Source organism: Micromonospora sp. B11E3 (assembly GCF_039871625.1).
Lineage (GTDB): Bacteria > Actinomycetota > Actinomycetes > Mycobacteriales > Micromonosporaceae > Micromonospora.
Map to the genome: position 1 here is coordinate 45,927 of NZ_JBDPMC010000014.1, position 22,386 is coordinate 68,312.

Genomic DNA, 22,386 nt, shown 5'->3' on the forward strand with positions numbered 1-22,386 from the left:
GCGACCAGCCGGTCAGTCGGCGAGTTCCAGCAGGGGGAAGGCGCGGTGGCGGCGGGGTGGGATCAGAAAGTTCTGCCGTCGGGTGCAGGTGAGGAAGCGCTCCAGGCCGTTGTCCTGCTCGGCCACCCGGTGCCGGCGGGCCAGGTCGACGGCGGCCTGGCTGCGTCGCATCCGGCCGAAGAAGTCGGCGGTCGGCACGAAGACGCTGAAGTGCAGCTTCGGCTGGCTGCTGCCGTCGGGTACGTCGAGGGCGTCGAAGCCGGGGCCGTCGACGCGCACGTGCATCGGGGTGCCGTCCGGGGCGCGGGAGCTGCGCTGGAGGGTGGACAGGTGGCCCATCCGGCGCTCGCCCCGGGGCAGGCCGATCCCTTGGGCGGTCCGCTCGGCGTACCCGGGGCCGCGGTTCTCCGCCGGCAGGAACGACGGCCCACCGCCGTCGGTGAGCTGGTCGGGGTTGCCGGGGTGCACCGCCGGGGCGTGGAACATGTACTGCACGCGCTTGTTGACATCCTCTCCCGCCTAAACGCGGGAGATTCCCGGGCTCGCGCCCAAGAGTTCCTGGTTCACCGCAGACCGCACGAAAGGAAGCCCTTCGTGTCTGACGTCCGCTCCGCAAGCGTTTTGTGTCTCGACCAGCCCGGCCGCGACGGCGATGTTCTGGGCGGCGTTGACGTCCCGGTCATGCCGGGTGCCGCACCCCGGACACGACCACTGCCGTATGCCGAGAGAAAGCGTGGCGAGCAGATGCCCGCACGCCGAACACGTTTTGCTGGACGGGTACCAGCGGTCCACCACCGCGAGGGTACGGCCGTCGCGGTGCGCCTTGTAGGTCAGCAAAGTGCGGAACTCGCCCCAGCCGGTGCGGGAGATCGATCTGGCCAGGGACCGGTTGCGGACCATGTTCGCCACCGCCAGATCCTCCACCGCGATGGCGTCGAACCGCCGTACCAAAGAGGTGGACTGCTGGTGGAGGAAGTCCCGGCGCGCGTCGCGTACCCGCGAATGCGCCCGGGCGACCTTCCGCCGGGCTTTGGCGCGGTTGGCGGAGCCCTTCTGCTTGCGGGCCATCATCCGCTGATACCGCTTGAGCCGGCGTTCGCGCCGTTCCGTGTGCCTCGGGTGGGGGATGCGTTCGCCGGTGGACAGCACCGCGAAGTCGGTCAGGCCCAGGTCGACACCGACGACCTGGCCGGTGGGGTCGGGGGCGGCGGGTGCGGCGATGTCGACGGCGAAGGTGACGAACCAGCGGCCGTCCGGGTCGCGGGACACCGTTACCATCGTCGGGTTCAGCGCGGTCACGTCCACGTTGGGCCACGACCACACGAACCGCAATTCGCCCGGTGTCTTACCCAACGACAGGTTCCCGCCGCGCAGGCGGAAGGCCGACCGGGTGAAACTGGCGGACTGTCGGCCGTGGCGAGACTTGTAGCGCGGATACCGAGCCCGTTTGGCGAAGAACGCGGTCATGGCGGTGTGCTGGTGCCGCAGGGTCTGCTGCAACGGCACCGAGCTGACCTCGTTGAGGAATGCCAGCTCGGGCAGCTTCTTCGCCTCAGTCAACGCCCGGTCCGTCTCCGCGTAGGAGGTGGATTCCCGCTCGGCATGCCAGCGGGCATGCCGAGCGGCGAGGGTGCGATTCCAGACGACGCGTACACACCCGAACGTGCGGGAGAGTACCGCAGCCTGCTCCGGGGTCGGGTACGCCCGACACTTGTACGCCGTCCGCACAGGACCAGTCATACCAGACAGGACAATCGTGGCTGACAGCGCGTCCGCCATTCCTCCCCGCACTGAAGGACGGGGCATCCTGGCGGTGATTCGGTGACCCCCTTGCCGGCACGTACTGGACGATCTGATTGAGGACGTTCTGCTGGCGGCGGTGGCACCGCGCGGGACGACGACCTCCAGTTCCCGGGCGGCGACCTGGCCGGGCCTGATGATAACGCCGTCCCAGGTGACCGGGTTGTTCTTGGCGAAGCCGGCGGCCTTGTCCACGTAGCCCCGCAGTCGGCTGGCGAGCTGGCTGGCGCTCTGGTACGTCTTCGCGCTCAGGTCGCGCTGCTGCTCCACCCCGCTCGGACGGGCACCGGGCCCGACTGGGCGGATCCCGTCGCGTTCGGACCCCGCGATTAGCTCGATTTCCGCCTATGCAGGGAGCGTCGTGCCTGTCAAGCCCGGCGGGGCCCATATCTTGCCCGCCGAGACGTGCAGGAAACCTACCGGAGTCACCCCGTCGAGCAGCCCGCCTCGCGCAGCGGCGCGGTCCGGTCGACCGTGCTCCAGCTCGGGCAGTCGGGCCGCCCGGCCCTCGACGGCCGCCTGGCCCAGCTCGCGCATCTCGGCGGCGAACACGGGCACCGAGTTGCCGTCGAAGATCGCGTGGTGGGCGATGAACTCCAGGCGGGCGCCCTGCGGCAGCCGGATCAGCCGGGCCCGCCACAGCGGGGCCCGGTCGAGGGCGAACGGCTGGGCCAGGCTCGCCGCCTCGCTCTCCTCCAGCCGGCGCAGCCGCTCGGCGTCGGGCAGGTCGGTCAGGTCCAGCTCGGCCAGCTCGACCGGCAGCTCGGCGTGCACGACCTGGGCCAGCGCGCCGTCGCGCAGCCGCAGCGCGGTGCGCAGCGGCTCGTGCCGGCGGACGAGCTCGGCCAGCGCGGCACGCGCCTGCCCGGTGTCGAGCCCCGCCGGGAGTTCGGCGTAGCCGCGGAGGTTGTATGCGGCGGCGTCGGTGCCGACCTGGCTGGCCAGCCAGATCCACTCCTGGGCCGAGGATGCGGGGAAGGTGTACTCGCCGGATCCCTGCACCGCATTTCCCCCCGCACGTGCCATCGCCGGTGCCGTTGGCATCGATACCTGACGATGGTAGTGAGTTCAACCAACGGCCCCCCTCCGTTAAACCTCATTCACTACTGGCCGTACGGCCCCTTGTCGCTCCACAGTGGTCCATGATCGGGATGGCGTTCGACTACCTCTGCAGGTCGGTACGCGGGACCGTGTCCGGCGACCAGCCGAAGTCGTACTGGGCGACGGCGACCGCCTTGGCGAAGGCCCTGGCCACGGCGGGTGAGCTGACGATGCGCCAGTCCCGCTCCTTGTTCACCTCGAACCAGATGACGCCGATGACGTCCGGGTGGCTCGGCAGCACGCGGAACGTCTCGGTGATCCACTCGGCCTTGCGCCCACCGGCGTCGGAGGCGCCGGTCTCGGTGACGACCAGCGGTCGGCGGCTGAAGGTGCGGATCTCGTCGATGCTGCGCTTGAAGATCGCGTCGAAGGACAGGTAGGCCGCGAAGGCCCCCGTGCCGTAGTAGCCGGAGAGGCCGACCCAGTCGACGTAGGCGTCCCCCGGGTAGAACGCGGACAGCTTCGGGTCCGAATCGTCCCATCTGACGTTCGGGCTCCACACCCAGATGACGTTGGTCGCCCCGACCTCCTCGAACAGGTCGTGGACGTGGCGCCAGGCCCGGACGTAGTCGCCGGGGCGGTTGCCGTTGACCGACTCGCACCACGGGTACCAGTCGCCGTTCATCTCGTGGGCGAACCGGATGGCCACCGGGTAGCCGAGCGAGCGGATCCCCTCGGCCCAGGACCGCAGGTGGCCGTCGAGGCTCCCGTCGGCGATCCGGGACAGCCGGTACCCGGGCTGGTTCGCCCGGATCTTGTCGATGTCGCGGTTCTTCAGGCCCTTCCTGCGGTGCTCCTCGTCCACGCGTTGGTCCCACGGCTCCCAGCCCAGCATCGGCAGCATGCCGCGGCCGCTGATCCGGTCGAACAGCGCACGGTCGAACGGGGTGGCGGCCCACCCCGCGCTGAACAGCATCACCTGCGGCTGGCGCTGCGCCGCCGCGGTGAACGCCTCCACCGGCGTGAAGTCGTACGGCCCCTCGCGGGTCATGATGCCGATGAACGTCTTGCCCTCCGGCGGGAAGACCGCCGGGGCCGGTCGGGGCGGCGCGGTCGATCCGGCCGGTTCCCGTCCCGCGGGCGCGGCCCGCGGGGCGACGGCGAAGGCGTACGTCAGCAGCAGCGCGCCGGCCAGCGCCATCATGACCCGCGGGACGCTCAGCCGTGCCACGGTGCGCCCCTTCCGGCGGTCACCCGCGCCCTCGGCGGGCGGCGCCGGCTCGCGACGCGTCCGGCGCGCGCGGCCGTGTCGCGGCGATGCCGGCCGCGCCGGTGCGCGCCGCCCGGGTCCGGTGCGCGGCGGGCCGCGAGGCCCGACCCGATCGCGATCAGCGGCGGGAGCAGGCCGGTCAGCAGGGTCAGCACCGGCCACACCCGCAGCAGGGCCACGTCGTGGTCCAGCACGAAGCTCGCCCCGAGCAGGGCGGCGGCGAAGGCCGCCCACGCGTAGTGCAGCCGGAACGTGCCGAGCGACTCGGTGGTGCGCAGCTTTCCCTTGGCGGTGACCACGAACGCGAGCTTGCGGCGTAGCAGCGCGCCGACGGCGGCGGCCACGTACACGGGGCCGGTGAACAGCGCCAGCGCCATGCCGACCAGGCCGATCTCCTCCCGTTCGTGGGGGGCGATGTTGAAGCGGCGCAGCCAGAGCCACAACACGAACCAGGCGCCGATGGTCGAGCCCCACAGCGCCGACCAGACGGTGACGTCGAGTTGGGCGGCGCCCACGCCGGTGAGCAGGTACAGGGCCGTGGCGAGGTTGCCCAGCAGGAGGCTGACCGCGACGCTGGGGTAGTAGAACTGGAGCAGGCGGTACTGCCAGCGGCGCCGGGACGGCAGTTGACGCGGCGCGCGCAGGTCGGGGCGTACCAGGATCTCGCAGATGCCGGCGGCCCACCGCTTCTGCTGGTTGAAGTAGTCCGCCCACGACGTCGGGCCCTCCCCGATGGCCACCACGTCCGGGGTGTAGACGCCCTTCCACGGGTTGCCCGTGTCGGGGTTGACGGCGGCGTGGACCCGGATGCTCGTCAGGTGGTCCTCGATGATCGAGTCCTGGTAGCCGCCGACGCTGCGCCAGGCCGCCGGTCGGTAGAGGTGGCCGGTGCCGGTGAGCAGCGGGGCGTCCAGCCCGTTGCCGCCGCGCGCGATGAGGCCGTTGTAGAGGTACTGCTGGACGGAGGCGCCGTGGGCGACCCAGTTCTGGTGCATGTTGCCGTAGACCTGCGGGGTGACCACGAACGCGACGTCCGGGTCGCGGAAGTAGCCGAGCGTGCGTTCGAGGAAGCCCGGCAGCGGCACGTGGTCCGGGTCGACGTTGGCGACCACGTCGTACCGGTGCTCGTGCTCGGCCCGCCAGGCGTTGTGGTTGCCCGACTTCGTCCTGGCGCGGAACTCGCCGCTCGGCTGGTTGTACCGCGGCTGGCCCTTGCGGCTGAAGTGGTGCACCCCGAGGCGCGCGGCCATCTCCTTCACCGCCGGGTCGTCGCCCTCGTCGAGGATCCAGACGTCGACCTGGCCGCAGTACACGATCTGCCGCATCCGGCGCAGCGTCCGCTCGGCGACGTCGATGGGCTCCTTGCTGGGCACGATCGTGGTGAGCAGGGCGACCCGCAGGCCGACCGGCGGATCGACCGGGACCGGATCCTTGGCGTGGAACGCGAACACCCACACCACCACGTTCTGCGCGAGGCGGATCAGCTCCACGCCGACGACCACGCAGAAGCCGAGCCGGGCCGCGATGGTCTGCCAGTCGCCGAACCCGGTCACGCCCGGCCCGGGTACGTGCGCGGGCAGCAGCAGCCAGCCGACGAACAGCACGCCGGCGGCGCCGTTGACGCCGACGAGCAGCGTCAGGACCAGCCGGGACGCGGGCGAGAGGACGTGCCGGAACCGGACCGCCGCCTCCGCGCGCGCCGGCGCGACCAGCGGTCCGGCGGTGGCCCCGCACGCCGCGTACGCGAGGCGCGCGCTGATGTTGCGCTGGCGGCGGTCGGGGCGCCGCCCGGGCGTGGCCCCGGTCGGGGCGTCGACCGGCGGACGGCCACCGACGGTCCGCTCCCCCGCGGCTTGAGACAAGCGTGTATCGCTGGCGACGCCCACGTTCCCCCCATGACTGGCTTCTGCTCGCCACGAACTCGGCCTCGACCGATCCTATGCCGGCAATACGGTCAAAAAGTACAGATCGGGCGAAGGGTGCTCACACCCGCGCCGGCCGCGGTCACCCGTCCGCGCCCCGGTCCACCAGGAGGGCCAGGGTGAGCCCCGTCGGCCGCCAGACCTGCGCCACCCGGTACGCCGTCCGCAGCACCCGTTCCTTGTCGCCGGCCATGCCGTGCAGCGGGTCCGCCCGCTCACCCAGCCGGACCACCCACAGCCGCCGCGTGTCCCGCAGGCAGTCCGCGACGTCGGCGCGTTCGGCGGCCGGACGGGGGCCGCCGGCGTCCCGGGCGAGCACGTCCGCCGGCCGACGCGCGGCCGGAAGATAGCGCGCCAGCAGGTCCCGGCCGGCCCGGCCGTCGGCGGTGTCGGCCGGGCCGTAGACGACGCCGTCGCCGGGCCGCATCCCGCGCTCGATGATCGCGGCGAGCTGCCGGGTGGCCTGCTGGTGCCCGTCGGGTTCCCGCAGCGCCACCTGCGCGGGCGCGCCAACCAGCGCGATCGCCGCCAGCACCGCGACGCTCCAGCCGGGGCGCGCCCGGGCGAGGGCGACCCCGCCGAGCGTCGCCCAGGCCGGGAGTGTGAACAGCAGGCCCTGCGGCAGCCAGACGGGTGCCACCTGCGCAAGGAGCAGCAGCGCGAGCGGCGGCACCACCGCCCACGCGGTGAGGACGGCGGCGGCGGACCGCAGCGGAAGACTGAACAGCGACAGGCCGAACAGCACGGCTCCCAGGGCGGCGACGCCGAACAGCTCGCGGGGGGCCGCGGCCAGCGCCGCCGGGTCGGGAACCCGGGCGGCCGGCGCGCCGGGCAGCCCGCCGAGCCGGGCCAGGGCGACCACGGGAAGCACGCCGAGGCACGCCGCGGCCAGCCAGCGGCCGGCCACGGCGCGCCGGAAGGCCAGCACGGCCCAGCCGTGCCCGGCGAGCAGCAGCAGTCCGTGGACGTGGCACAGGCCCAGCGCCAGCACCGAGGCGCCGTAGGCGGCGAAGCGCCACAGCGTCGGCCGGTCGACGGCCCGGGCGAGGGACAGGGTGGCGAGCACGGCGGCCAGCACGGCCAGCGCGTACGGCTGCGCCTCCTGCGCGTACCGGCTCGACGCCGGCAGCAGCGCGAGGAGCACGCCGGCCAGCAGGCCGACGCGCGGCGTGAACAGCCTCGCACCCAGCACCCCGACGAGGGCCGCCGCGGCGGTCATGGCCAGCATCGACGGCGCCCGCAGCGCCAGGTCGGACGTGCCGAGGCCCTCCGCCCACGCGCGCGCCAGCAGGTGGTACGGCGCGGCGGGCAGGTCGCCGGCGCGCAGCGTGGACCAGGTCTCGCGCCACGACGCGGCGGTCGTCCGCCAGGTGGCGAGCTCGTCCCCGCCCAGGCCGGGCACGCCCGCGCCGGCGACGCTCAGCGCGGCCATCAGCAGTGCGGGAACCAGCCACGCGGCGACGGGCGACCGGTGGCCCCCGACCGCGGTGGACCCCGGGGCGCAGCGGCGGCCCGTGCTCCCGGCGTCCCCGTGGCCCTCACCCCAGGGGTCCTCGGCGCCGACCGCCGCCTGCCGCAGCCGGGGCAGGACTATCGTGTCCGCGTCCTTCAACATGTCTCACGCATTCCTGTGGATCCGGCGATCGAGGCCACGGCAGAGCCGCCCCGGGCGCCGGCGGGCCGGCGTCACGGCGTACGGATCTGTCAGCGCGCGCCGATGCCGGAGCCTGGGCCTGGCTCGATTACGGGGCGCATCTGGAGCATAGTGAGACTAACTTGGACGAAACGCCCAGTTGCCGGAGAAGTAGCCCCGGGTGGCCCGACGCGGGAGGCGAGGCTGCCTCTACGATTCCGCCCATGGCACTGCTGTACCGGGCCGAACTGCACCCCACGAAGCTCGAACTCCTGGCCGGCTGGCTGCCCGGCCGCCCGTGGTACCGGGGGCAGGCGGGTGACGTCGTGCGGCTGGCGTCCTACCGTTTCGACGACCCGGCCGGGGAGGTCGGGATCGAGACCACCCTCCTGCGGGTCGGCGACGGACCGGTCCACCAGGTGCCGCTGACGTACCGGGGCGCGCCGCTGGACGGCGGCGACGACTGGCTGCTCGGCACCGCCGAGCACTCGGTGCTCGGCCGGCGCTGGGTGTACGACGCGTGCGGCGACCCCGTCTACGCCGCGGCCCTGGCCGGCGCGATCCTCGGTGGCGCCGGCCAGGCGCAGGAGTACTTCGAGGTCGACGGCCGGCGCCAGCTCCGCCAGCCCACCATGACCGTGACCGGCAGCGGCGGCGAGGGCAGCCCCGTCCCCGCCGTCGGCGCGCTGCGCCGGGTCGTGGACGGCGATCCCGCGCTCGTCGTGACCGACGCCGTGGAGCTGACCGTCCCGCGCCGCCTCGGCGACGACGCGGGCGCCCCGGCCGGCGCCCGACTGATCGGCACCTGGCCGGGCCAGCCGACGCCGCTGCCGCTGGCGTACGCCTCGCCGCGCTGAGCGGCACCGCGTCCCGGCGGCTCGGGGCCGGCGCCCGGTGGACCCGGCCGACCTCGCCGCCGGTGATCCACCCGTACGGTGGTACGGCAGGCGAGCCCTGTGACCGCCCTATCCCGAGGAACCGCACCCGAGATGGTCGACGCGTACCTGGCCAGCCGTAACCCCATCAGGATCGAGGAGACCGTGCGCCACACCACGCGGGCGGCGCCGCCGCGCCGAGCCCCGGACTGGTTGCCGCAGCGGGATGCGTGACCCCGCGCCGGCAGCGGGCCCGGCCGCCGCGACCACGTCGTCGGCCGCTGGTCGGCGCCCGGGCGACGCCGGCGTCGGCAGGGCGTACGGGACGTTCGGCGAGCTGTTGCAGGGGGCGCTGCCGGAGTCCGACGGGGACTTCCTGGTCACCATGCCGATCGCGCGGTGGTCCACGGCCGTGTTCCACGGCGAGCCCGGGCAGCGGCAGGTGACGGTGTGGCCGCCGCACAAGACGAAGGCCCGCACGCTCGCCGGCATGATCATCGCCGACCGGGGAGCGGGGACGACCGGCGGGACGCTCGTGCTGCGCAGCGAACTCCCCGAGGGCAAGGGCCTCGCCAGCTCGTCCGCGGACCTCGTGGCGACCGCGCGCGCCGTGTCCGGGGCGCTCGGCATCGAACTGCCGGCCGACCGACTGGAGGACTACCTGCGCCGCATCGAGCCGACCGACGGCGTCCTCCACCCCGGTGTCGTGGCGTTCCACCACCGCGCGGTGCGGATCCGGTCGACGCTCGGGTCGCTGCCGCAGGTGTCGGTCGTCGGCGTCGACGAGGGGGGCGAGGTGGACACGGTCGAGTTCAACCGGCTCCCCAAGCCCTTCACCGCCGCCGACCGGCACGAGTACGCCGAACTGCTCGACCGCCTCACGGCCGCCGTGCGGGCCGGGGACCTCGCGGAGGTCGGCAGGGTCTCGACCCGCAGCGCCGTGAAGAACCAGCGGCTACGGCCGAAGCGACTCCTGACCGGGTTACAGGAGATCTGCCGGGGTCTCGGCGGTCTCGGCGTGATCTGCGCGCACAGCGGCACGAGCCTGGGAATCCTCCTCGACACCGCCGAGCCGGGGTATGCCGACAAGCTGGGCCGGATCACCACCGCCTGTCGCACCCTGGCCGGCAACGCGACGATGTACGGGAGCCTCACCTTCGACCTGTCGACACACCAGACGCCGACGGGCTTCACTCCCGGTCAGGACGACCAAGTCTCCAGTAGCCCATGAACGCCACGCAGCGCCGGTCGATGCCCTGCTCCCCCACCAGCCGCCGCCGCAGGGTGCGGATCACGCCCGCCTCGCCGGCGAGCCAGGCGTACAGCGGCGCGGCACCCCGGACGTTCGGGACCTCCCAGAGGTCCTCGGCGTCGACGTCGATGTCCTGAAGATCCTGCGGTGCCGCCGACGTGGACATCCGCAGCCGCTGGGCCGCCGCGGTCACGGCAGGCACGAGTTCGCTCCCCCGTGCCTGCCGACCCCGCACCAGCCAGGAGACGGTCACTCCCGGCGGGGCCGCCAGCGGCAGGACGTCTGCCGTACCGGGAACCTCGAGGAACGCCGAACCGGAGGCGGTCGCGGGCAGCCGTTCGAGGATGGCGCCGATCGCCGGCGTGGCGGTCTCGTCACCGGCCAGCAGCAACGACCTGGCGCCCGCGGGCGGCTGGAACTCCACGCCGCCGTGGTCGCCGTCGTAGGCGGCGTTCGGTCCGAATATCGCCAGCGTGGCGCCGGGTCGTGCCCGCAGTGCCCATCGGGATGCCGGACCGTGGTCGCCGTGCAGAACGAAGTCGATGTCGACCTCGTTGCGGTGCGGGCGGGCCGCGCGCACCGTGTAGGTCCGTATCGGGTTGCGCGTCGCCTCGGGCAGCGCCCGCCACTGCCGGTAGAAGTCCACACTGGTGGGCAGGCCCTCGAGACCGCTCCCCGGTCGTGGGAACACGAGCTTGATGCGTTGGTCGTAGCCGTTGTCGGCGAGCCGGTCCAGGTCCGGCCCGGCGAACGTGACCCGCAGGAACGTGGGGCTGAGCCTGCGCAGCGCCCGCACCTCGACGTCGAACAGTCGCCACGGGGCGGCGGCGAGGGTTTCCATCATCGTGCTCCCTTGCGACGGCAGGTGGCCACTTGATGCGGGGCGCCGGCAGGGCCGCCGCACGACGTTCGGGTGGGCGTGGCGGCGGCCGGCGGGTCGGGTTGCCCGGCCGGTGAGGGTTTCGCCCCCGCCGGCCGGGCGGTGTCGTCAGCGCAGCGGGTCGACGCCTGCGGCCTTGGCGATGTCGTCGAGGATCAGGTGGGCGCCCTGGATGCCGATGCCGGTCATCCAGGTGTCGTCGCTGACGTTGGTCACGCGGTTGTTCTTCACCGCGGCCAGGTTCGCCCACAGCGGGCTGGAGAGGAACGCCTTCTGCTGGGTGATGGCGGGGTCGCCGTAGGTGCAGACGAAGACGTAGTCGCCCTCGGCGCGGTCGATCAGTTCCGGCCCGATCTCGGTGATGACCTCCTTCGGGTCCTGCTGGGAGGCAGGCCGAGGCAGGCCGGTGTCGGCGACCACCACGCCGCTGAAGCTGGTGGGCTGGTACAGCCGGGTGGGGCCGTCGACGAAGCGGACGATCGAGATGGTGGGGGCCTTGCCGCCGTTCTTGGCGGTGATCGCCTCACCGATCTTGCGGGCGCGGTCCTGGTACGCGGCGAGCGCCGTCTCCGCTTCCTTCTCCTTGCCGAGGGCCTGGGCGAACAGCGACACGTTCTGCTTCCAGCCGTCGCCCGGCGCCTCGGCGAACACGGTGGGAGCGATCTGGCTCAGTCGGTCGTAGATCTTCTCGTGCCGGATCTTCGACGACAGGATGAGGTCCGGCTTGAGCGACAGGATCTTGTCGATGTTCGGTTCATCGAGCGGCCCGACGTCCGGCACCCCGTTGAGCTGGTCCTGAAGGTGGGCGGGGTAGGTCTTGGCGACCGGGTCGACGGACACGGCGGCGATCGGCTTGACACCGACCAGCAGCGCGGCGCCCGCCTCCGGGGTGTCGAGCACGACGACACGCTGCGGCTGCCGTTCGATGGTGGTGCTGCCCATGGCGTGGGTGACGGTGCGGGGGAAGGCACCGGCACCGGCGCTGGCGCCGCCCGAAGTGGACGGGGCGTCGTCCGCGCCGCCGCCGCAGGCGGCCGTGAGCGCGGTGACGGCCACGAGGCCGGTGACGGCGACGAGCCGCCGTAGCGTGGACGTGCTTCTCATGTGGTTGTCCTCTCGGAGGTCAGGGATTGACCGGGTCGGCCAGATTGCTGACGGTGGGTGGGGGCGACGACGACTGCGGGCGGCGGTCGTGCGGCACCACGAGGGGGGTCTTGGTGACCGGGTCGTCGATGACCAGACACGGAAGGTCGAAGACGGCGTCGACGAGCTCGCTGGTGAGGACGTCGGCCGGCGCTCCGGCGGCGACCAGGCGGCCGTCCTTCATGACGAGCAGGTGGTCGGCGTAGCGGCAGGCCTGGTTCAGGTCGTGCAGGACGGTGACCACGGTGCGGCCGTCGTCGACGAGGCCGGCGAGCAGGTCGAGCACGTCCAGCTGGTGCCGCAGGTCGAGGTAGGTGGTGGGCTCGTCGAGCAGCAGCAGCGGCGTGTCCTGGGCCAGGACGAGCGCGATCCAGGCCCGCTGCCGCTGGCCGCCCGACAACTCGTCGACCAGCCGGTCGCGCAGATGCAGCAGCTCGGTGCGGCGCATCGCCGCCTCGACGACCTCTGCGTCGCGGCTGCTCCAGCCCCTCAGCAGGCCGTGGTGCGGGAACCGGCCCCGGCGGACGAGCGCCTCCACGGTGATCCCCGCGGGGGTGGCGGGCGACTGGGGCAGCAGGCCCAGCCGGCGGGCGACCTGCTTCGTCGGCGTGCGGGCGATGTCGTGGCCGTCGAGCAGTACGGTGCCCTCCTGTGGGGGCAGCAGCCGGGCCAGCCCCCGCAGGAGGGTGGACTTACCGCAGGCGTTGGGCCCGACGATGACGGTGTGACCGCCGGCCGGGATGCGCACGTCGAGGCCGTCGACGATCACCCGCCCGTCGTAGGCGAGGGTGAGATCCTGCGCGGCGAGACTGGTCATGTCCGTGCCTTTCCGCGGTGGTGCCGCCAGAGCAGCCAGAAGAACAGCGGCGCCCCGACGGATGCGGTGACCACACCCGCCGGCAGCGCGGTGGGCAGCGCGTGTTGGGCGGCGACGTCCGCGACGAGCAGGACCGCGGCGCCGAGGACCACCGCCAGCACGAGGGTGCGCGGGCTGAGCGGGCCCGCGACGAGCCGGGCGAGGAAGGGCACCGCGAGGGCGACGAACGGCAGCGGCCCGCCGAGCCCGACGCCCACCGCGGCCAGGGCGACGGCTGCGGCGAGGATGCCGATGCGGACGACCCGGACCCGCAGGCCGAGCCCGGCGGCGAGGTCGTCGCCGAGGTCCAGCACGGCGAGCAGGCGCAGCAGCAGGAGCGCGGCCGGTACCAGCAGGGCGAGCGCGCACGCCGCCACAGCGACCTCCGCCCAGGTGCGGTTGTAGAGGGTGCCGACCGTCCACAACACGGCGCCCTGCACCACGTCGTCGGGGAACCTGAGGATGAGGAACGTCTTGGCCGCGTACAGCGCCGTGTGCAGGCCGATGCCGACGAGCACCAGCCGGTCGGCGCCGATGCCGTTGCGCCAGGCCAGCGCGACGAGCAGGGCGGCCGCCGCGACGGCGCCGAGCAGCGCCCCGCCGGGCACCAGGACCCCGGGCAGGCCGACGATGATGGCGGCGACGGCGACGACCGTCGCGCCCATGTTGACGCCGATGACGTCGGGGGACGCGAGCGGGTTGCGCAGCAGCGACTGCAGCAGCGCGCCGCTGCCGGCGAAGGCGGCGCCGGCGAGCAGCGCGGCGAGCACGCGGGGTAGTCGCCACTGCTGGATGACCAGGACGTCGGCGCGATGGCCGGCGCCGACGACGGCGCGGGCCACGTCCGGGACGCTGATCGGGTAGTCGCCGAGCGTCAACGACCACAGGCCGAAGGCGATGGTGCCGGCCAGGGTCGCCGCGATGCACAGCGCCACCCACACCGCCGATCGCGGCGCGCGACGGGTGCGGGCACCTGCCGGCGTGGTGGCCGCCGGGGCGGCGGCGCGCGTGTCGAGGGTCATGACTTCACCAGCCGGACGCGGCGGACGAGCGCGATGAGCACGGGCGCGCCGAGCAGCGCGGTGACGATGCCCGCCTCCAGCTCCAGCGGGAACAGCACGACCCGGCCGATCACGTCGGCCAGCAGCAGCAGCGCCGGCCCGAGCATGGCGCAGGCGGGGAGCAGGACGCGGTGGTCCGGGCCGCAGAGCTGGCGGGCCAGGTGCGGGGCGGCCAGGCCGATGAACGCCAGCGGCCCGGCGGCGGCGACGGCGCCGCCGGCGAGCAGCGTGACGGCCAGGGCGCCCAGCAGGCGCTGCCGTAGCGGGTCGATTCCGAGGGCCGTCGCGGCGTCGTCGCCGAGCGCGAGCGCGTCGAGGGCCCGGATCAGGGCGACGGCGAGGACCGCGCCGAGAGCCAGGAACGGCAGCACCGCGGTCAGGACGCTCAGCGGCCGGCCCGCGATGGACCCGGCGATCCAGAACCGGGCCTCGTCGAGGGTGCGCCGGTCCATTGCCATCACCGTCTGCGTCCACGACAACGCGGCCGTGGCCAGCACCGCGCCGGAGACGGCGAGCCGGATGGGCGTGGCGGCCCGGGTTCCGGCTCCCGCCAGCAGATAGACCACCACGGTGGAGACGGCGGCGCCGGCGAGCGCGAACCAGACGTACCCCCGGGGGCCGTCGATGCCGACGAGGTAGATGGCCAGCACGACGGCGAGGGAGGCGCCGTGCCCGATGCCGAGCAGGTCCGGCGAGGCGAGCGGGTTGCGGGTGAGGCCCTGCATGAGGCAGCCGGCCACGGCGAACGCCGACCCGACGGCGAGGGCGAGCAGCGTGCGTGGCAGCCGGATCTCCCGCACGATGATGTGGTCACGCCCGCCGCCGGCGCCGAGGAGAGCGTCGAGCGTCACCATCGGACTGACCGTCCGGGCGCCGATGAACAGGCTCAGGGCGACCGCGACCAGCAGCACTCCCCCGATGACGAGCAGCCACGGCACGCGGATACCCGGCGTGGCGCGCGCGGAGGTGCTGATCATGAAGAGTGCTCCGGGTGGCGGGGACGACGCGAACAGGCAGCAGCGTATAAGGTGAGCCTAACCTCAGTCAAAGGAGGATGTCCGTGGACCTGCCACCGACCGCCGCCGGCGCACCCACGCTGCCCGCCTCGTCGCTGCCCGAGGCCGTGCGGTCCTATCTGTCAGACCAGGCCGCGCGGCGGCAGGAACCGGTCAGCGGGTACGTCTACGATCCGGCGGTGGCGACCGCGCGGGCCGACACGCTGCGCGCGGCGCTGCCCGACTGGGCCGCCGTCTGCTACGCGATCAAGGCCAACTCACACCGGCCCGTGGTCGCGGCTCTCGCCGGGCACGTCGACGGCTTCGAGGTGGCCTCCGCCGCCGAGGCGAGCCTGGCCCGAAGTGTTCGCCCCGACGGGCTGATGGTCGCCGCCGGACCGGCCAAGAGCGACATCCTGCTGCGCCACCTCGTCGAGCACGACGTGGACGTGATCAACGTGGAGAGCGTGCACGAGCTGCGTCGCGTCGACCGAATCGCGGCGCAGCTCGACCGGCGCGTCGCGGTGACACTGCGGGTGAACCCGCAACGGGTCTCGGTGGCCGGCGCCCTCGCCATGGGCGGCGCGGCGACCCAGTTCGGCATCCCCGAGGCCGACGTGCCGCAGGTGTTGGAACAGGCGCGCGCGCTGCCCCGCACGAGCGTCGTCGGCTTCCACGTCCACGCGGTCGGCAACAACCTCGACGCGGCCACGCACGTGGCGTACCTGCGCTGGTGTCTGCGGTTCGCCGAGCAGACGGCGGCCCGGCACGGCGTGGACCTGCGCGTCGTCGACGTCGGCGGGGGCATCGGCGTGTCGTTCGGCCGGGGCCCGCGGTTCGACGCGGACCGTTTCGGTGAGCTGCTGGCGGATGTGCGGCCGCCCACCGACTGCCGGGTCGTCCTGGAGCCGGGCCGTTACCTGGTGACCGGGTGCGGTTGGTACGCCGCCGAGGTGCTCGACGTCAAACACGCATACGGCACGTGGTTCGTGGTGCTGCGCGGCGGCATCAACCACTTCGCGCTGCCGGTGTCCTGGGACATCCTGCACCCGTTCGCGGTGCTGCCGGTCGAGCGGTGGCCGTACCCGTGGCCGCGGCCGGAGGTCCGCGACGCCCCGGTGACGGTCGTCGGCGAGCTGTGCACCACGGAGGACACCCTGGTACGGGACATGACCGTGGACGCCGTACGCGCGGGCGACCTGGTGGTCTTCCCCGACGCCGGCTCGTACGGCTGGGAGTTCGCGCTTCCGGAGTTCCTCGGTCATCCCCGCGCCGAACGCTGGACGCTCGACACGCCGCCCGCCGTCGACCCGGTCAGAGCCGTTCGAAGCCGCGCCGCCGCTCCCAGTCGGTGACCGTAGCGGCGAACGCGTCCAACTCGGCCCGCGCCGCCGCGGCGTAGTGCGCGACGACGTCGGAGCCGAACGCCTTCTGCGCCGCCTCGCTCGCCTCCCACAGGCGCACCGCCTCGGCGAGCGAGGCGGGCAGCCGCGGGCGCTCGACCGCCGACGCGTCACCGGCCACCGCCGGTTCCAGAGGCAGCTCGTGATCGATGCCGTGCAGACCGGCGGCGAGGACGGCGGCGACGGCGGTGTAGGGGTTGGCGTCGCCGCCGGCCACCCGGTGCTCGATGCGCAACGAGTCGCCCACCCCCACCACCCGGATCGGGCAGGTGCGGTTGTCCCGCCCCCACGCCACCTGGGTCGGGGCGAACGCGCCGGGCGCCAGCCGCTTGTAGGAGTTGACGTTCGGGGCCTGCAACAGCGTGAACTCACGCAGGCAGGCCAGCTGCCCGGCGACGAAGTGGGCCATCAACGGCGACATCCCGGCCAGGTCCACGCGCCCGTCGCCGATCACGGTGCCGGCGTCCGCGCCGTCGGTGAAGACCGGGGTACCGTCGACGTGGCGCAGCGACAGGTGCACGTGGCAGGAGTTGCCCTCCCCGGCGTCGTACTTCGCCATGAACGTCACCGACAGGCCCTCCTGGGTGACGATCTGCCGTACCCCAGTCTTGTAGACGGCGTGGTTGTCGCAGGTGGTCAGGGCGTCGGCATAGCGGAACACCATCTCGTACTGCCCGGGGTGGCACTCGCCGCGCGCCGACTCCATCCGCAGGCCGGCCCGGCGCATCTCCCGCCGGATCCGGCGCACCACCGGGTCGATCTCGGTCACCCCGGTGAGCGAGTAGTCCACGTTGTGCCTGGTGGCGGCGGCCAGGTCACGGTAGTCCCGTGCGTGTGCCTGCTGGAACGTGTCGGTGAAGAGCAGGAACTCCAGCTCGGTGCCGGCCAGCGCGACCAGACCGCGGTCGGCGAGGCGGTCCAGCTGCGCGCGCAGCACCTGCCGAGGGGCGAACGGCACGGGGCCGCCGCCGGGCCAGCGGGCGTCGGCGATCACCAGGGCGGTGCCGTCGTCCCAGGGCAGCCGGCGCAGGGTCGCGAGGTCGGGGACGAGCAGCATGTCGCCGAAGCCGGCCGCGGCGGCGTCGAGCGCGTACCCGGGGCCGGTGTTCATGTCGACGTCGGTGGCCAGCAGGTAGACGCAGGCGGGGAAGCCGGAGCGCAGCGTCTCGTCGAGGAAGTGGTGGGCGTCGAGGCGGCTGCCCTGCAGGCGGCCCTGCAGGTCTGGGACGGCGACGATGACGTTGTCGACGGCGTCCGCCGCGACGTCGGCGCGCAGCTGGTCGACGGTGATCACACGGCCTCCTTCTCGTCGTGCAGCGGATTGGGCACGGGGTCGGCGTCGAGGCGGAAGGAGGCGTCCCGCTCGGCCCGGTCGTGGTATCCGCCGGGCAGCAGCCGTTCCCGGTTGAGGCAGGTCCGGGGGAACGCCGGCTTGCCCAGGTCGAACAGGGCGAACCGGTCGGCCAGCTCGGCGAAGCGTTCCCGGTAGCGGCGCACCTCCGCGCGCACCAGCGCCCAGAAGACGGCCTCCGGGACCCCCAGCTGCTCCTCGCACAGCGGCGCCAGGAACCGGAAGTGGCAGGTCAGCAGTGACTTGACGATGGAGCCGGCCAGTTCGTCGGGGCCGCACCGCATCAGCACGCCGGCCGCCTCGGCCGGCAGGTCGCCGTACTCGGGCAGGTCGGTGTCCAGCAGCTTCATGTCGTCGACGAAGTCCTTGACGGCCAGCCGGGTCGGCACGTCGGCGGCGTCGTAGACGACGATCGCGTTCTCGCCGTGCGGGTTGAAGGCGATGCCGTAGCGGTGCAACAGGTGCAGCAGCGGGGGCAGCACGGCGGCGAACAGGCGGCGCAGCCAGTCCTCGGGCGTCAGCCCAGAGCGTCGCACCAGTTCGGCGACGAAGGCGCGGCCCTCGGGGTCCACATGCAGCAGCGCGGCGAGGGTGCGGGCCCGCTCCCCCGGATCGAGGTGCCCGGCGACCGGTTCGCGCCAGATGACCCCGAGCAGCTGCCGGTACCGGTACGGCGCCTGCGGCAGGCCCTCGAACACCGGATGGTGCACCGCCACCGCGGCGACCTCGCCGGGGAGGATCACCCGGCACTCGTCGCGCAGGAACTCGTCGCCGTCGCGCAGGGCGTGCACCCAGGCGGTGCTGTGCGGGGCTGCGCGCACCAGCTCGGTGGGGATGCCCCGGTACACCATCGTGTTGAGGATCGACAGCGGCAGCTTCACGTCGAAGCGGTCGGGCCGGTCCACGTTGACGAAGGTGCGGATGGACTGCTGCGCGCGGTAGGCGTCCGGCGCCCGGCCCAGCGCGACGATCCGGCCGGTGGCCAGCTGCTCGGCGAACAGCGGCACCACCACCTCGGTCCACTGCCACTCGTGCACCGGAAGCCAGAGGTAGTCCCCCGGGTCCAGGCCACGGCCGGTGAGCACGGCGGTGAACGCGTCCACCGTCGCGGGGTCGAGTTCGCGGTCCCGCACCGCCGCCGCGCCCAGGCCGGGCAGGCCGTGGTGTTCGGCGATGTCGTGGTGCGCGGCCATCCAGTGCAGCCGGATCAGGTGGCGGGCCTCCGGTGCGTGTGCGTGCCGGTCGGGGCCGGAGAAGCCGACCCGGCCCTTGTTCGCGAAGATCCATGGGTGGCCGGTCTGGTGGCCCTCCAACTCGGCGTGCGACAGCTCGGCGAGCGCCGCGACCGGCGCGCCGGTGGCGAGCAGGTGCGCGTCGGCCGACAGGGTGGCCGTCAGCTCCGCCACCGTCAGCGCGGTCACCGCCGGGTCCAGGCCCCACGCGGTGTGCAGGTCGAGCAGCAGCCGGTACGGGTCGGCCGGCGCCCCGTCGGGGGCGTGACGCACCACCGAACCGGACCGGATGCGCCACGAGTCCATGGCGACCGGCCGGCCGGTGAACTCGTACGCGATCGCGTCGGCGACGTGGACTCGGTGGCGTCCGCCGCCCAGCGGATGCGGCGTCAGCGCCTGCTCGAAGGACAACTCGGCGATCATCTTGGCGGTCAACGCCGCCGCGGCCCGGTGCCAGATCGGGGCGGTCAGCTCAGGAGGGTCGAACACAGCGGTCTCCGTCAGGGTCGGTGCAGCGGGTTGGCGGCGGTGCCGTGCATGAGGTCGAAGTCGCCGTCGCGTTCGGCGCGGTCGTGGAATCCCCCGCCGGTCAGCTGTTCACGGTTGAGCGCCACCTTGGCGAAGCGCGGCCCGAGCAGGTCGAAGGCGGCGAACTGCGGCGCCAGCTCGGGGAAGCGGGCGTGGTAGGCGTCGATCGGTTCGCGCACCAGGGACCAGAACCGCTCCTCGGGCACGCCGAGGTGCCGTTCGACGATGTCGGTGAAGAAGCGGAAGTGCCCGGCGCAGATCGCCGACAGGATGGAGTGGGCCAGGTCGGTGGCGGGCCAGCGGTGCAGCTTGGCGAATACCTCCGGCGGCAGTTGCGCGTACTCCGGCAGGTCGTCGGGGAGCACCTCCACGTCGGAGCTGAAGTCCTTGAGCGCGATGCGGACCGGCCGCTCCTCGGCGTCGCTGATGAGCACGACGTTCTCGCCATGCGGGGTGAACGAGGTGCCGTAGCGGTAGAGGTAGTGCAGCAGCGGCGGCAACAGCGCCCGCAGGTACGCCCGCAGCCAGGTGACCGGGTCCAGGCCGGAACGCTCCACCAGCTCCGCCACCACCGCCCGCCCGTCCGAGCCTTCCAGCAGCAGGGTGGCCATGGTGCGGGCCCGCTCCCCCTCCTCCAGGTAGCTGTGCACCGGCTGCCGCCAGATGGCGCCGAGCAGTTCGTGGAAGCGGTACGGCGCGTCCGGGAGCTGCGCGTAGGCGGGGTGCGCGACGCTGACCGACGCGACCTCGCCGAGGATCACGACCCGGCACTCGTCGCGCAGAAACGCGTCGCCGTCGCGCAGCCCCTGCAGCCACGTGGTCATGGGCGGCGCGCAGCCGGTCTGCGCCTCGCACAGCCCACGCCAGATCAGGGTGTTGCGGATCATGAGTGGCACCTTGACGTTGCGCCGCGCCGGGTGGTCCAGGTTGGTCAGGGTCCGCACCGACTGCAGCGGGCGGTAGCGGTCCGGCGCCGGACCGAGCTGGATCATGCTGCCCTCCGCCAGCTGCGGGGCGAACAGGGGCAGCACTACCTCGTCGGCCTGGAACGGGTGCACCGGCAGCCAGACGTAGGTGTCGGGGTCGCCGCCGCGGGCGCGGATCCGGGCGGCGAAGCCCGAGCGGGTGGCGTCGTCCAGTTCGTCGGCGAGCAACGCGGCCTGGGTCAGTCCCGGCACCGCGGTGTACCGGGCCAGCTCCGGCGCCACCGCGAACCAGATCAACCGGAGTTCGCCGGCGGCCTCGGGGGTGTACCGGGCCGCGTCGGAGGCGGAGAAGCCCAGCCGGCCCTTGTTGAGCACCAGGCAGGGGTGCCCGGTCTGGTGGGCCTCGAGGTCCTCGTGCGACAGGTCGGCCAGCTCCTTCGCGGGGCGGGCGTTGGCCAGCAGCCGCACGTCCGCGACGTGGGTGGCGGTCAGGTCGCGCACCAGGTCCGCCAGCACCGCACCGGACAGCCCGAGCACCGGGTGGGCGTCGAGGATGAACCGCACCGGGTCGACGGCGTCCTGTGACGTTCCGGCGGCGTGGCGGGTGAGGCTGTCCGGCGCGATCCGCCACACGTCGAACGTGCCCCGGCGTGCGGTGAACGAGTACCGGACGTCGTCGGGCAGGACCATCTGCCATCGTCCCGGTGGTCCGTCCGGGGCCGGGGTGATCAGGTCCTCGTAGGCCAGCTCGGCGATCGTGCGCGCCAGCAGGGCACGCCCGGCCGTACGCCACAGCGCCCGTTCAGCGGCCAGGTCGGCGGGGGGCTCGACGCTCGACTCAGACGGGTTCGGGAACACGGTTCTCCTCCATGGCGACGATCTCGGTTCGGGGGGCGGCGCGACGGCGGCCCAGGGACACCAGCACCGCCAGGACCAGGAACACGGCGGCGCCGGTCAACAGCGGCCCCGGCAGTGCCACCGCGACGGCGGCGGTGGCGACGATCGGGCTGGCCAGCATCGCGACGGTGCTGACGGTCTCCACCGCGGCGAAGGCCGGGCCGCGGACGCCGGTCGCGGCGAAGATCCGCAGATCCAGGGCGACCTGTCCGAGACCGAGACCCGCGCCGAAGACCAGCCTGCCGACCGCGACGAGGGCCGGGTGCTCGGTGAGGGCCTGCACCAGCAGTCCCACCGCGGCCAGGACGAATGCGGCCGGCAGCAGCGCCCGGCCGAGGCGGCGCCGGGCGGCCTCGGCGGCCGGCAGCACCGCCAGGGCGGCGACGCTGGGCAGCAGGAACAGTCCGGCGGCCAGCAGCGGGCCGGCTCCGGCGTCCTCCACGTACGCGGTGAAGAAGGGCCGCACGACGTTGCGGCCGATCTCCACGACGAACACGATCCCGGCGACCAGCGCCACCGCGGACACCACCGCCGCCCGGGCCGGCCGGCGGGCGAGCGCCGGGGCGGCTGACTGCGCCTCGGCGGCCGGGGGCGCCTCCACGGCGGACGCCGCCACGAGCGTTGGTGACGCCTCCACGGCGGACGCCGCCACGAGCGTTGGTGACGCCTCCACGGCGGACGCCGCCAGGGTTGCCGGCGCCTCCGCGGCGGGCGGTGCCGCTGCGGTGGCCGGTCGGCGGCCCAGCACCCGGTGGCAGGCGTAGGCCAACCCGACGTCGAGGACGGCGAACGCGGCCAGGCCGACGCGCGGCTGCGGCATCGCCATGATCCCCGCGCCGACCAGCGTCGCCGCCACCGTCGCCGCGTGGGTGACGACGGCGAACGCGCGGACCTGCGGCAACCGGTCGTCGCCGTCGCCGAGCGCGACCAGCGCCGGGTACGCCAGCGCCATGGCCATCGTCGCGGCGACCAACGCCACCGACACGGCGGTGAACGCCGCGTACGTGGGCGTGACGGCGAGCGCGAGGTCGAGCACCGCGGCGGCGACGAGCCCGACGACCACCAGCCGGTGCGCGGGCCAGCGGCGGGCCGCCAGCCCCCACAGCGGCAGGGCGATCACGGCGGCGGCCCGGCACGCCCACACGTACGTGCCGGTCGCCGTCAGGTCCGTGAGCCCGAACAGCTCGCGGAACAGCTGCGGGTAGAACGGGCTCAGCGCGCTGTCGGCGATGAGGTGCAGGGCCACGACGCCGAGCAGGACCATCCGGCCGGCCCGCCGGTTCACCCCGCCCGCCTTCCAGGCGTGACCGCCGGGGCGGGC

19 protein-coding genes are annotated in these 22,386 nt (G+C 73.6%); 4 read left to right on the plus strand and 15 right to left on the minus strand.

Annotated elements, in window-relative coordinates:
• Positions 1-12: 12 nt before the first annotated feature.
• The 6 genes from ABGB16_RS10400 to ABGB16_RS10425 form a co-directional block, all read right to left on the minus strand.
• Positions 13-495: a hypothetical protein gene (locus tag ABGB16_RS10400; RefSeq protein ID WP_347667779.1), complete on the minus strand. Its 483-nt coding sequence runs from the start codon at positions 493-495 to the stop codon at positions 13-15.
• A 24-nt stretch (positions 496-519) separates the two neighbouring features.
• Positions 520-1,740, minus strand: a complete 1,221-nt coding sequence (locus tag ABGB16_RS10405) for a transposase (protein ID WP_347667780.1) — start codon at positions 1,738-1,740, stop codon at positions 520-522.
• Between the two features lie 405 nt (positions 1,741-2,145).
• On the minus strand, positions 2,146-2,802 hold the full coding sequence (locus tag ABGB16_RS10410; protein ID WP_347667781.1) for a condensation domain-containing protein: 657 nt from the start codon (positions 2,800-2,802) through the stop codon (positions 2,146-2,148).
• 160 nt (positions 2,803-2,962) lie between these two features.
• Entirely contained in the window at positions 2,963-4,072 is a 1,110-nt protein-coding gene (locus tag ABGB16_RS10415) for a glycosyl hydrolase (RefSeq protein ID WP_347667782.1), read from the minus strand.
• Entirely contained in the window at positions 4,060-5,973 is a 1,914-nt protein-coding gene (locus tag ABGB16_RS10420; RefSeq protein ID WP_347667783.1) for a glycosyltransferase family 2 protein, read from the minus strand. The genes ABGB16_RS10415 and ABGB16_RS10420 overlap by 13 nt, the downstream gene beginning before the upstream one ends.
• Positions 5,974-6,115: 142 nt before the next feature.
• Positions 6,116-7,648, minus strand: a complete 1,533-nt coding sequence (locus ABGB16_RS10425) for a glycosyltransferase family 39 protein (RefSeq protein ID WP_347667784.1) — start codon at positions 7,646-7,648, stop codon at positions 6,116-6,118.
• Positions 7,649-7,890: 242 nt separating this feature from the next.
• On the opposite strand from ABGB16_RS10425, the gene ABGB16_RS10430 reads away from it, so the two are divergent.
• The 3 genes from ABGB16_RS10430 (at position 7,891) to ABGB16_RS10440 (ending at position 9,772) form a co-directional block, all read left to right on the plus strand.
• Positions 7,891-8,523 carry a hypothetical protein gene (locus tag ABGB16_RS10430; RefSeq protein ID WP_347667785.1) on the plus strand — a complete coding sequence of 211 codons (633 nt, stop codon included), beginning with the start codon at positions 7,891-7,893 and terminating at the stop codon, positions 8,521-8,523.
• A gap of 99 nt (positions 8,524-8,622) precedes the next feature.
• The gene (locus ABGB16_RS10435; protein ID WP_347667786.1) at positions 8,623-8,775 is read left to right on the plus strand and encodes a hypothetical protein; all 153 of its coding nucleotides are present in this window, start codon (positions 8,623-8,625) and stop codon (positions 8,773-8,775) included.
• Positions 8,768-9,772 carry a kinase gene (locus tag ABGB16_RS10440; RefSeq protein ID WP_347667787.1) on the plus strand — a complete coding sequence of 335 codons (1,005 nt, stop codon included), beginning with the start codon at positions 8,768-8,770 and terminating at the stop codon, positions 9,770-9,772. Before ABGB16_RS10435 ends, ABGB16_RS10440 begins: the two co-directional genes overlap by 8 nt.
• Here ABGB16_RS10440 and ABGB16_RS10445 read toward each other — a convergent pair.
• The 5 genes from ABGB16_RS10445 to ABGB16_RS10465 all read right to left on the minus strand — a co-directional run bounded on the left by ABGB16_RS10445 (position 9,732) and on the right by ABGB16_RS10465 (position 14,710).
• On the minus strand, positions 9,732-10,637 hold the full coding sequence (locus ABGB16_RS10445) for a siderophore-interacting protein (RefSeq protein WP_347667788.1): 906 nt from the start codon (positions 10,635-10,637) through the stop codon (positions 9,732-9,734). The genes ABGB16_RS10440 and ABGB16_RS10445 overlap by 41 nt on opposite strands.
• Before the next feature lie 144 nt (positions 10,638-10,781).
• Positions 10,782-11,777 carry an iron-siderophore ABC transporter substrate-binding protein gene (locus ABGB16_RS10450; protein WP_347667789.1) on the minus strand — a complete coding sequence of 332 codons (996 nt, stop codon included), beginning with the start codon at positions 11,775-11,777 and terminating at the stop codon, positions 10,782-10,784.
• Positions 11,778-11,796: 19 nt separating this feature from the next.
• The gene (locus ABGB16_RS10455) at positions 11,797-12,633 is read right to left on the minus strand and encodes an ABC transporter ATP-binding protein (RefSeq protein WP_347667790.1); all 837 of its coding nucleotides are present in this window, start codon (positions 12,631-12,633) and stop codon (positions 11,797-11,799) included.
• Positions 12,630-13,694: an iron ABC transporter permease gene (locus tag ABGB16_RS10460; RefSeq protein ID WP_347667791.1), complete on the minus strand. Its 1,065-nt coding sequence runs from the start codon at positions 13,692-13,694 to the stop codon at positions 12,630-12,632. Before ABGB16_RS10460 ends, ABGB16_RS10455 begins: the two co-directional genes overlap by 4 nt.
• On the minus strand, positions 13,691-14,710 hold the full coding sequence (locus ABGB16_RS10465) for an iron ABC transporter permease (RefSeq protein WP_347667792.1): 1,020 nt from the start codon (positions 14,708-14,710) through the stop codon (positions 13,691-13,693). The genes ABGB16_RS10460 and ABGB16_RS10465 overlap by 4 nt, the downstream gene beginning before the upstream one ends.
• An 83-nt stretch (positions 14,711-14,793) precedes the next feature.
• Here ABGB16_RS10465 and ABGB16_RS10470 point away from each other — a divergent pair, with 83 nt between their 5' ends.
• Positions 14,794-16,083, plus strand: coding sequence for an alanine racemase (locus ABGB16_RS10470; protein ID WP_347667793.1), 1,290 nt, complete (start codon positions 14,794-14,796; stop codon positions 16,081-16,083).
• Here ABGB16_RS10470 and ABGB16_RS10475 read toward each other — a convergent pair.
• From ABGB16_RS10475 to ABGB16_RS10490, 4 genes are read right to left on the minus strand one after another with little or no spacing between them, the layout of a single operon-like run.
• On the minus strand, positions 16,043-17,425 hold the full coding sequence (locus tag ABGB16_RS10475) for a glutamine synthetase family protein (protein ID WP_347667794.1): 1,383 nt from the start codon (positions 17,423-17,425) through the stop codon (positions 16,043-16,045). The two genes, ABGB16_RS10470 and ABGB16_RS10475, sit on opposite strands and share 41 nt — an antisense overlap.
• Positions 17,422-19,203: an IucA/IucC family protein gene (locus tag ABGB16_RS10480; RefSeq protein ID WP_347667795.1), complete on the minus strand. Its 1,782-nt coding sequence runs from the start codon at positions 19,201-19,203 to the stop codon at positions 17,422-17,424. Before ABGB16_RS10480 ends, ABGB16_RS10475 begins: the two co-directional genes overlap by 4 nt.
• Before the next feature lie 11 nt (positions 19,204-19,214).
• The gene (locus tag ABGB16_RS10485; protein ID WP_347667796.1) at positions 19,215-21,026 is read right to left on the minus strand and encodes an IucA/IucC family protein; all 1,812 of its coding nucleotides are present in this window, start codon (positions 21,024-21,026) and stop codon (positions 19,215-19,217) included.
• Positions 21,007-22,350 carry an MFS transporter gene (locus ABGB16_RS10490; protein WP_347667797.1) on the minus strand — a complete coding sequence of 448 codons (1,344 nt, stop codon included), beginning with the start codon at positions 22,348-22,350 and terminating at the stop codon, positions 21,007-21,009. Before ABGB16_RS10490 ends, ABGB16_RS10485 begins: the two co-directional genes overlap by 20 nt.
• Between the last annotated feature and the right edge of the window lie 36 nt (positions 22,351-22,386).